Source organism: Streptomyces catenulae, assembly GCF_000718015.1.
In the GTDB taxonomy this organism is placed as follows: domain Bacteria; phylum Actinomycetota; class Actinomycetes; order Streptomycetales; family Streptomycetaceae; genus Streptomyces; species Streptomyces catenulae.
In genome coordinates, this window is the sequence record NZ_JODY01000017.1 from 180,785 (window position 1) to 190,809 (window position 10,025).

General features: G+C 73.8%; 9 protein-coding genes. 4 read left to right on the forward strand and 5 right to left on the reverse strand.

Annotation, left to right across the window (positions count from 1 at the left end):
* Nucleotides 1–61 precede the first annotated feature (61 nt).
* Both IF23_RS0117175 and IF23_RS0117180 read right to left on the reverse strand, forming a co-directional pair.
* Nucleotides 62–1,426, reverse strand: a complete 1,365-nt coding sequence (locus IF23_RS0117175) for an amidase (RefSeq protein ID WP_030284545.1) — start codon at nucleotides 1,424–1,426, stop codon at nucleotides 62–64.
* The gene (locus IF23_RS0117180) at nucleotides 1,413–1,670 is read right to left on the reverse strand and encodes a hypothetical protein (RefSeq protein WP_157848023.1); all 258 of its coding nucleotides are present in this window, start codon (nucleotides 1,668–1,670) and stop codon (nucleotides 1,413–1,415) included. Before IF23_RS0117180 ends, IF23_RS0117175 begins: the two co-directional genes overlap by 14 nt.
* Before the next feature lie 158 nt (nucleotides 1,671–1,828).
* On the opposite strand from IF23_RS0117180, the gene IF23_RS0117185 reads away from it, so the two are divergent.
* From IF23_RS0117185 to IF23_RS0117200, 4 genes are all read left to right on the forward strand, one after another.
* The gene (locus IF23_RS0117185) at nucleotides 1,829–2,908 is read left to right on the forward strand and encodes an MBL fold metallo-hydrolase (protein ID WP_078654035.1); all 1,080 of its coding nucleotides are present in this window, start codon (nucleotides 1,829–1,831) and stop codon (nucleotides 2,906–2,908) included.
* Nucleotides 2,909–3,135: 227 nt separating this feature from the next.
* Nucleotides 3,136–4,197, forward strand: a complete 1,062-nt coding sequence (locus IF23_RS0117190; RefSeq protein WP_030284551.1) for an HpcH/HpaI aldolase/citrate lyase family protein — start codon at nucleotides 3,136–3,138, stop codon at nucleotides 4,195–4,197.
* A 5-nt stretch (nucleotides 4,198–4,202) separates the two neighbouring features.
* Nucleotides 4,203–5,075 carry an HpcH/HpaI aldolase/citrate lyase family protein gene (locus tag IF23_RS0117195; RefSeq protein WP_030284553.1) on the forward strand — a complete coding sequence of 291 codons (873 nt, stop codon included), beginning with the start codon at nucleotides 4,203–4,205 and terminating at the stop codon, nucleotides 5,073–5,075.
* A gap of 382 nt (nucleotides 5,076–5,457) precedes the next feature.
* Nucleotides 5,458–6,171 (forward strand): DUF4232 domain-containing protein, encoded by a 714-nt coding sequence (locus tag IF23_RS0117200; protein ID WP_030284555.1) that lies wholly within the window; start codon nucleotides 5,458–5,460, stop codon nucleotides 6,169–6,171.
* A gap of 143 nt (nucleotides 6,172–6,314) precedes the next feature.
* Here the strand turns inward: IF23_RS0117200 and IF23_RS0117205 are convergent, their stop codons facing one another.
* The 3 genes from IF23_RS0117205 to IF23_RS34995 all read right to left on the reverse strand — a co-directional run bounded on the left by IF23_RS0117205 (nucleotide 6,315) and on the right by IF23_RS34995 (nucleotide 9,653).
* On the reverse strand, nucleotides 6,315–7,001 hold the full coding sequence (locus IF23_RS0117205) for a LysM peptidoglycan-binding domain-containing protein (protein ID WP_030284557.1): 687 nt from the start codon (nucleotides 6,999–7,001) through the stop codon (nucleotides 6,315–6,317).
* 1,086 nt (nucleotides 7,002–8,087) lie between these two features.
* A complete protein-coding gene (locus tag IF23_RS31310) occupies nucleotides 8,088–8,816 on the reverse strand; it encodes a DUF6344 domain-containing protein (protein WP_037678383.1) in 729 nt (242 codons plus the stop codon).
* Between the two features lie 249 nt (nucleotides 8,817–9,065).
* Nucleotides 9,066–9,653, reverse strand: coding sequence for a DUF5994 family protein (locus IF23_RS34995; RefSeq protein ID WP_245655002.1), 588 nt, complete (start codon nucleotides 9,651–9,653; stop codon nucleotides 9,066–9,068).
* Between the last annotated feature and the right edge of the window lie 372 nt (nucleotides 9,654–10,025).

Genomic DNA, 10,025 nt, shown 5'->3' on the forward strand with positions numbered 1-10,025 from the left:
GGGACTCATGACGCCACCTTAAAGCAACATCATTGCGTTCCGCCCGCCCCGCGCCCCGGCGTCACGCCCCCGCGGTGGCCCGCGCCTCCTCCCCGTACCGGGCGGCGTAGGCGTGCCCGGTACGCAGCACGGTCCGCTCGCCCAGGGGAGGCCCCATCAGCTGCATCCCCATGGGCAGCCCGGCGGAGTCCTGACCGACCGGCAGGGTCAGGGCGGGTATCCCGGTGATGTTGGCAGGCGCGCAGAGGCGTACGTACGCGTCGGAGACGCTCTCCGTGGTGCCGTCGGGCCAGCTGACGGCGGACCGCCCGACCTCGGTGGCGGTCATCGGGACGGTGGGCGCGGCGACCACGTCGACCTGCGCGAAGAGGCGTATCCACGCCTCCCGCATCAGCCGCTGGGCCCGCCGGGCGCGCAGATGGTCCCCGGCCAGGACGGTGGTCCCGGCCTCCAGGAGCACCCGGACGTCGGGGCCGTACAACTCGGGCGAGGTGCGCAGGGTGGCCTCGTGGTACGCGGTCGCCTCCGGGACCATCAGCCCCCAGTGGACGGCCTGGACGTACCGGGCCATCGGCGTCGCGACGGGGACGAGGGTGGCGCCCAGCCCCGCCATCCGGTCGAGGGCGGTCCGGACGGCGGCTTCGACCTCGGGGGCGACCCGGTCGAAGTAGTAGGTGTCCGGCACGCCGATCCGCAGGCCGGTCAGGTCGCCGTCCGGGAGCGGCGCCACGGGTGCGCGTCCGGGACCGGTCAGCTCCTGGAGGACGAGGGCGGCATCGGCCACCGTGCGGGTGAGGGGGCCGACGTGGTCCAGCGACCAGGACAGCGGGGTCACCCCGCGCCGCGGGAGCAGGCCGTAGGTCGGCTTGAGCCCGACGACGCCGTTGAGCGCGGCGGGGACGCGGATGGAGCCGCCGGTGTCCGTGCCCAGGGCGAAGGTGGCGGCGCCCGTGGCCACGGCGACCGCGGAGCCGCCGCTCGATCCACCGGCTATCCGGCGGTCGTCCCGGGCGTTCCGGGTCTGCGGGGTGATCAGCCCGTAGGCGAACTCATGGGTGTGTGTCTTGCCCAGGAGGACGGCACCGGCGCCGTCGAGGCGGGCGGCCACCGCGCTGTCGGCGGATGCCCGGTGACCTGCGCGGACGCGGGATCCGGCGGCGGTCGCCCACCCCGCGGCGTCGATCAGGTCCTTCAGGCCGAAGGGGATGCCGTGCAGCGGGCCCCGGTGGCGCCCGGCCGCGATCTCCGCTGCGGCGCGGGCGGCCGCCGCCCGGGCCGCGTCCCGGCCGACGGCGGCGTACGGCCCGAGCCGCGGCTGTACGGCGTCGAGCCGGTCGAGCACGGAGGCGGTCAGCTCGACCGGGGACAGCTCGCGCGCCCGCACGGCGGCGGACGCCTCGGTGAGGGACAGATCAGCGGGGTACATCGACGGGCTCCCGTTCGGTGGTGTGGTCGGCCGGGGGCGTCTCCCCGAGATCCAGCTCCCGCAGCGGGGCGAGCACCGCGTGGAGGTGCCGGGCGACGGCCGCGACCTCGGCGCACCGCTCCGCCGGGAGCCGCACCCCGGCCCGGAGCGCCGCCCGCGCGGCCTCCCCGGGCGGGAAACCGGGGCCGTCGCCCGGGCCCGCCTCCCCTGCCGTGGCAGGCGCGGCGTTCTCCGCGAGGTCCATGAACATCCCTCCGTACAGGCGCGGTCGGGGCCGCTCGACCGGGCCGCACCCGCCACCCGATCGAACTAACGCTAAAAGATTGCGTTAGCTGAGAGTAGGCGTTAGCTTCGACTAACGCAAACAGATAGCTTTTACAGCGAACGGAAGGGGCACGAAAGATGGTTCCCACCAGCCCGGCACCGCAGGAGATCCCGTCCGGCCGACAGCCGTCGCCGCACCGCCGACCCGCACCGGAGCCCGGCCACCGCACGCCGGAAGAGCGGGAGCGGGGCTCGGAGCGGGAGGTGACCGCCGAGCCCGCGCCGCCGGTCCGTCCACCCCTCCCTCCCGCGCCCGCCTGGGAGTTGGGCGGTATCACCGTCCACCGCATCGACGAGGTGGCGCTGCCGCCGCAGACGGGCCCCTGGCTGCTGCCGTCCGCCACCCCCGAGGTGGTCGACCACACCCCCTGGCTGCGGCCCGACTTCGCCGACGGGTCCGGCGTCCTCCGCCTGAGCAGCCACACCTTCGCCTGCACCGTCGGCGATCTGCGCGTACTGATCGACACCGGCATCGGCAACGGCAAGACCCGCGCCAACCCCGCCTGGCACGGCCTGCGGACCGACTACCTCGCCCGACTGGAGGCCGCCGGGTTCCCGCCGGACCGCGTCGACCTGGTACTCCTCACCCATCTCCACACCGACCACGTCGGCTGGAACACCCGTGCCGACGGCGACGATTGGCGGCCCACCTTCCCGCGCGCCCGCCATGTGACCTCCCGCCGGGAGTGGGAGCACTGGTCCACCGCGGAGCTGGACGACGCCCGGCGGCAGATGTTCCGCGACTCCGTCCACCCGGTCCGCGACGCCGGACAGCTCGACCTCGTCGACGTCCCCGCCGAGGGGACCACGATCGCGCCGGGCATCCGCCTGCTCCCCACGCCCGGACACACCCCGGGCCACATCGCCGTGGAGCTGCGCGGCCGTACGCGCACGGCGGTGATCACCGGCGACTGCGTCCACCACCCCGTCCAACTGGGCCACCCCACGCTGGGCAGTTGCGTGGACACCGACCCGGCACAGGCTGTGGCCACCCGGCGCGCGCTCCTCGACTCCCTCGCCGGGACGGACACCCTGCTCCTCGGCACCCACTTCCCGCCGCCCACCGCCGGGGTGGTCCGGACCCAGGGCGCCGCCTACCGCCTGATACCGGCCCCGGGCCACCCGGCACCGGCCACCGCGACCGGCACCCGGGCATGACGCCGACGCCACCACCGAAGGGCGCCCCGAAGGCTGCCCCGAGGGTCGCCCCGGAGGGACGCTCCGCACGCCGCGCACCGGCTCCGGAGGCGTGCGCGGGCGGTGACCAACGGCACACATACTGATCAGTAGCATCCGCGGACGCCGCCTCTAGAGTGAGCCGCACGCCGTCGGCGTTGTGCGCGCGGGCGGCCCCCCGGAACCCTCGATCCGAGCAGGGAGACTGCATGCGCTCTCCGAAGGACTTCTTCCGCCCGCTGGCCGTCGGGGCGCCGACACCGGTGCGGGAGGTACCGTTCCGCCCCTCCCGGATGATCCACTTCTTCGACCCGGGCAACGCAAAGATGGCCGCGAAGGTCCCCGCCATCGCCCCCACCGTCGATGTGCTGCTCGGCAATCTGGAGGACGCGGTCGCCGCCGACCGCAAGGAGGCGGCGCGCGACGGGCTGGTGAAGATCGCCCGCGCCACCGACTTCGGCGACACCCAGCTGTGGACGCGGATCAACAGCCTCGACTCGCCGTGGGCCCTCGACGACCTGCTGACGCTGGTCACCGAGATCGGCGACAAGCTCGACGTCATCATGGTGCCGAAGGTCGAGGGCGCCGCCGACATCCACTACGTCGACCGGCTGCTCGCGCAGTTGGAGGCGAAGGCCGGTATCCGGCGGCCGATCCTGGTCCACGCCATCCTGGAGACCGCCACCGGCGTCGCCGATGTCGAGGAGATCGCCGGGGCGAGCCCCCGGATGCAGGGCATCTCCCTCGGCCCCGCCGACCTCGCCGCCAGCCGCCGGATGAAGACCACCCGCGTCGGCGGCGGCCACCCCGGCTACCTCGTCCGCCAGGACCCCGACGGCCAGGACACGGACGCGGAACGGGCCACGTACCAGCAGGATCTGTGGCACTACACCCTCGCGCGGATGGTCGACGCCTGCGCGGCGCACGGGATCCTGCCGTACTACGGGCCGTTCGGCGACATCAAGGACACCACCGCCTGCGAGGACCAGTTCCGTAACGCGTTCCTCCTGGGATGCGTCGGCGCGTGGAGCCTGCACCCGGTGCAGATCGGCATCGCGAAGAAGGTCTTCTCACCGTCGCCGGACGAGGTCCGCTGGGCCCGCCGGGTCATCGAGGCGATGGGCGACGGCACCGGCGCGGTGATGCTCGACGGCAAGATGCAGGACGACGCCACCTTCAAGCAGTGTCAGGTGGTGGTCGAGCTGGCGGACGCCCTCGCCGCCCGCGACCCCGAGCTGCGCGCCGCGTACGACGCGGCCGGAGAGGAGTGAGTACGGTGACCGGTCCCGCGCTGCGGCCCCGCCGCTCCGTGCTGTACATGCCCGGCGCCAACGAACGCGCCCTGGAGAAGGCCAAGTCGATCCCGGCCGATGCGCTCATCCTCGATCTGGAGGACGCGGTCGCACCGGATGCGAAGGCCGCCGCCCGGGAGCGGGTGGCCGCGGCCGCCGCCTCCGGCGCGTACGGCCACCGCGAGGTGACGATCCGGGTCAACGGCCCCGGTACGGCCTGGCACGCCGACGATCTGCGGGCCGCCGCAGCGGCCGGTCCGGACGCCGTCGTGGTGCCGAAGGTCGAATCGGCGGCGACCGTACGGGAGGTGGAGCGGGCGCTGGAGGCGGCCGGGGCGCCGGATCACACCGCGGTCTGGGCGATGCTCGAAACGCCCCGGGCGATGCTGGACGCGCGCGAGGTCGCGGCGGCCGGGGAGCGGTTGTCGGTGCTGGTCATGGGCACCAACGACCTGGCGAAGGAGCTGCACGCCGAGCATGTGCCGGGCCGCGCACCGCTGTTGACGGGGCTGTCGCTGGCGCTGCTGGCGGCCCGCGAGAGCGGCAGGGTGATCCTGGACGGCGTCTTCAACGATGTGAAGGATCTCGCCGGTTTCGAGGCGGAGTGCGTCCAGGGACGACAACTCGGCTTCGACGGCAAGACGTTGATCCATCCCGCCCAGGTCGCGCCGTGCAACGAGGTGTTCGCACCGTCGGAGGCGCAGATCGAGCGGTCGCGGCGGATCATCGAGGCGTTCGACGAGGCGGCGCGGGAGGGCCGCGGTGTGGTCACCGTCGACGGCCGCATGATCGAGAACCTCCATGTGGAGGACGCCCGCCGCATCCTGGCCCTGGCCGAGGCGGTCGCGGGGCGGTGACGTGCCGGGCGGGTCGGGGCCGTCACGGGCGGGCACATCCCGTCCGGGCCTCGTCCGTCCGGGCCTCGTCCGTCGGGCCGCCCGCAGCCGCGAAGCGGAATGTTCGCGACGGGTGCGCCGGGCCTCCGTAGCGGCCTCGAAGGACCACGCTTCGGACATCTCGCCAGATCGCTCAGCACAGAACGGAACGCCCGGCGGCGTTACTGCATCTTCCCTGGTGGAGAGGGGTAACGGCGGTGGGCGGAACCCGGTGGAGCGGATGCTCGCCGGGCGACTTCTGGACGTTAGCGCGCCGTTAGTCGATCATCAGTGGGCACCAGCAATGTGGTGTGTGCGGAACGAAGCACCGGACCGCACAAACCGAACCCACGAGGGGGACCCCATGTCGCGCACCACCACGCTCCGTATGGTCCGTAGGACCGCCGCCGCCACCCTGGTCGCCGCCGCCGCGCTCAGCCTGACCGCCTGCCAGGAAGGCGGCTCGGACAAGGCGTCGGCCGCCTCGTCCTCCTCCGCCGCCACGGACTCGACCCCGGGCAAGCCGGCTGCCGGTTCGGACGACTCGGCCCAGGCGAACGGCGCGGGTGCCGACAAGTCCGCCGACAAGGGTGCGCCCGCCGCCGCGGGCGGTGCGGCGAAGTCCTCCGGTGGCAACTCGGGCGGTACGGAGCGCTGCCACACCGACAACATGGAGGCCGGTTGGGGCTCCGACGGTGGCGGCAGGCCCGACATGAACAGCGGCGAGCAGCAGATCGTGGCGGTCTGGCTGAAGAACACCGGCAGCTCGACCTGCACCCTCAAGGGCTTCCCGGGCGTCAGCATCAGCGGCACCGAGGGCCAGCCCTGGGACCTGTCCCGTTCCAACCAGGCGACCCCCACCGTCACCCTCAAGCCCGGTGCGCACACCAGCTTCACCTTCGCGCTGCTGACGAACGTCGACGCTGGCGGCAAGAGCTTCACTCCCGGCATGGTGACGATCACTCCGCCGAACGAGACCCAGCACTTCCAGCTGCAGTGGCCCTTCGGCGGCAAGATCCTCGACCAGTCCGGTGCCACCCACCCCGGCACCTTCGTCAACCCGGTCGGCGGTCAGTGATCCCGCGGTCACCGATTCCAAGGTCCCGATGACTTCGGCGGACTCCCCACCCCGGTTACCGGCACCGAGCTCCTCGGTCCCCGGCTCCAGGGCGGTCGACCCCAGTGCGGTCGGCCCCACGGCCCCGGTCACCTCTCCCCGGCTCATGCGCGCAGCTTCAGGCGCTGACCCGGGTAGATGTGGTCGGGGCCTTCGTCGAGCGTGTGGCGGTTGAGTTCGTACAGCTTCTGGGTGCCGCCGGGGGTGTGGGCGCGCTGGGCGATGACGGAGAGGCAGTCGCCGGGCTGAACGACATAGCTGCTGCCGGTCACGGAACCCTGCTGGCGGTGGGCGGTGGTGCCGTGCTGGCGCTGGACCTGGTGGTGCGGGTGCCGCTGGGCCTGCGGTGCCGGGGCGGGGCGGGTGGCCGGGCGTTCCGGGGTGGCCTTGCTGACGCCGTCGGATGCGTCGGTGGCGCCGAACCGGCCGCAGACCGGCCAGGGCTGGAGACCGCGGTCGGCGCGGATACGTTCCCCTACGGCGATCTGCTGGGACTTCGTGGCGAGGTCGGGGCGCGGGGCGTATTTCTTGCCGCCGTAGGCCCGCCAGGTGGTGGGGGCGATCTGGAGGCCGCCGTGGTAGCCGTTGCCGGTGTTGATGTGCCAGTTGCCGCTGCTCTCGCAGTGGGCGATGCGGTCCCAGTCGGTGCCTGCCGGGACGACCGGTCCGGCGGCGGCGGTGGGGGCCGCGGCTGCGGTGGCGCTCTGGCCGCCGAGGCCGAGTGCGCTCAGGACGACGACCAGCATGTACAGGATGGTTCCGACGGACCGTTTGGCAAAAGCTGACGACATGACGGTTTCCTCCATGCTCCGGCGACGCCGTGACGCGAGGTCCGCCACGGCCGTGGGCACGACCCAAGAAACCGGGCAATATGCTTTTCGGCACGTCTGCTGAGCCTGAAATGCGCGTGTTTCACCCGGCTGGCCGCTGTTGCGGAAGCCCTGGAACCGCTCCACCGGGCACCGCGGAGCGCCCGCGTCCCGTTTCGGAGCAACGACCGCCGAGAATTCTCAACTCCCTTGTCTGACTGGTCAGTTGACGGCTATTTCCCTCGCCCTCCCGTCGTGACGAGTGGCCGTACGGGGTGCGGTGGTGGAGGTCGGGTGGCGGCGGTCCGGCACCGGGTGTAGAGGCGGGCGCGACACGGGCGCGGACGGACAGCTGCGCGCCGGAACGCGGCAGGGACCCTGCGGGAGAGGGCGGCCCGGGAACGGCAGGTACGGGTACGGGCGGGGCTGCGCTCCGGCGGCGTACGGGCGCGGGAGCCGCTGTCGTACGGGCGCGGAAGCGGAGGTGCTGCGGTGCGGATGCGTGGACGGGCGCCGTGCGGGCGCCGTCGGAAGAGCGGGAGCCGGTCGGGCCCCGAAGTCACAGCAGGCGGTCGGGCGGCGCGCTCGTACTCCGGCGCGGCCGGGCCCTCGCCCGGAATCCCCCTCCACCCCCGTGGCGCGTACGCGGAGACCTCCGGTACGCCCCTGCCCCTCATCCCCCGGCGCGGTCGTGCCACACGCCGAACGCCCCCGCCTTTTCCCCTGGTTCTCCCCTACTTCTCCCCTGGGCCGTGTCTCCCCCGACCGGCCCGTACGGGTTCGTGCGCCGGGTGCGTCGTCAGCGGACCGGGTGCGGCATCCGCCGCGTCCGGCGCCGGATCACACCGGCGTCTGCCTCACTTCTCTGCCTACTTCTCTGCTGTCTTGCCTTTCTTCTGTCTTGCTTCTCTGCTGTCTTGCTTCTCTGCTGTCTTGCTTCTCTGCTAACTGCTCTGTCGCTGCCGTGCCCTGACGGTGTGTGGGGGCACGCTGCCGCGCGGCGCTCGGGAGCGCCGCGCATGTGGCGTGGGTCCGGGGCCGTTCACCCCGGCGGCGTCGGGCCCCCGGTCACGTCGTACAGGCGGTGTGTTCGCGGCTGCGGGCCGCCGGGACGGTGGCCGCGGACCGGTCGTCCGCCGGGTCGGCGTGCGGATCGTCCGCCGGGACGGTGTGCGAGGGTTCGGTCCCGGTGGCGAGTCGGCTGCGGGTGGTGGGCGACGAACCGTGGGCCTCGGCGCGGATCCGCTGCTTGATGGTGGGCGGCAACTGGGGGCCGCCGTAGGAGCGCATCTCCGGTACGTAGGGGGCGGCGATGCGGGGCGAGGGGAGGAACGGGCCCGCGGGGAGCAGCCGGTTGCGCGGGGCCGGTGGCCGCTCGGGGAAGTGGTCCTCGGGTGCGCGGCGGGCGGCGGGGGTGACCGGGGCGGGTGCGGTGACCGGTGCGGGGGCCGAGGTCCGGGCCGTGCGTGCGGTGGTGACCGTCCGTGCCGTGGGGGCCGTGGGGGCGCCGGGTGCGGGACCGGGATCACCCGCCGCCACCGTTACCGGTGGTGCGGTGGCCGCGGTGCGCGGTGCGCCGAGGACCGCGCGGGGGGTCGGTGCGTACGGGGCGACCGGGACGTACGCGGTGGTGCGCAGCGCCCGGGTGTACGGGGTGGCGCCGTACAGGGAGTCGCCGTACCGGGCGGCCCGGCGGCAGGCGGCCGCACCCGGGGCGGCGTAGCGGAACATCGCCAGCAGCTTGCCGAGCACGGCAAGGCACACCGCCCAGAACTTCACGACCTTGGTCGCAGCCATGGTCCCTCGCTTTCCTTCGCGTACCGGCGGTCGGCCGCCGGAACCTCGGTGGGTCTGTGGTGCACCGCAGTCCCGGGCCGAACACGGTGGCGGGCCACCGCTGCTGTTCTGCCGGTTCTGTGGTGCTTTCTCATGATGAATACGCAATGGGAGGATCGGAGGACCGACGCACGCGTGGTGCCGTTCTTCGGATGAACACCACCCGACCGCAGTACCCGAGGGGCCCGGCGGCCCGGGTCGCGGGGGTTGTCAGCGGTTGCGGACCGCGTGGGGGTGGCCTAGCCGGGCCGCCCGCGGACGCTCCGGGCGGCGGGGCCCCGGCTCCTCGTCCGGTACGGGCGCGTCGGCCGGGATCGCGCCGGTGGCGACGCCCGCCAGGATGCGGACCGCGTCGGCCTCGGCGGTACGGGGCGGCAGTACGCGCAGATCCCAGCGGCCGAGGCCGGCGGCGACCAGGCAGAGGGTGGGCGGGCCCGGGCGGTCGGGGAGGCGGCGCAGGCGGATGACGTGGCCGCCGACGAGGGTGAGGGTGGGCAGCGGCGTCCAGAGCGCGCCGTTCACGGTGGCGTGGGTGATGCGGGGCCAGTCGAAGGGCAACGCCGGGAGGAGTTCGGGGAGTTCGGCCTCCAGGTCGGCCGTGCGCGGCCACCAGACGCCGTCGGTGCGGCGGGCGACGCCGGTGGCGGGCGCGATGGCGAGCCGGGCGACGGGCGGCGGCGCACGGTGCGGCTGCCGCCGGGCGGCGGTGGCCCCGGCGGGTCCGGCGGGTCCGGTGGCTCCGGCGGTCGTGGTGTTTCCGGTGATTCCGGTGGTGGCTCCAGTGGCAGTGGGGTTCATGGTGTGCTCCAGGGCCGGGTGGCCCGGTGCGGATGAGTCAGGTACCCCTGGCCGGATCCCGTACGGGGCGGAGCCGCGAGGGAGAGACGGCCTCGGGGAGGGTGCCGTAGCCGTAGAGGGGACGGCCATGGGAGGGAAGGCCCGTACGGGAGATGCCGTACGGGAGAGCCCGCAGGGGAAGGCCCGTAGGGGAAGTGCCGTACGGGAAGGCCCGCAGGGGAAGTGCCGTACGGGAGGTGCCGTACAGGAAAACCCGCGGGGGAAGCCCCGTACGGGAAGCCCCCGGCGGGGAGGCGCTCGCCGGGGCCGGGCGGGCGCCTCGGGATGGGCGCCGCCAGGGTGGGGCGGCTGCCGTGGGGCAGGGGGCGGCGG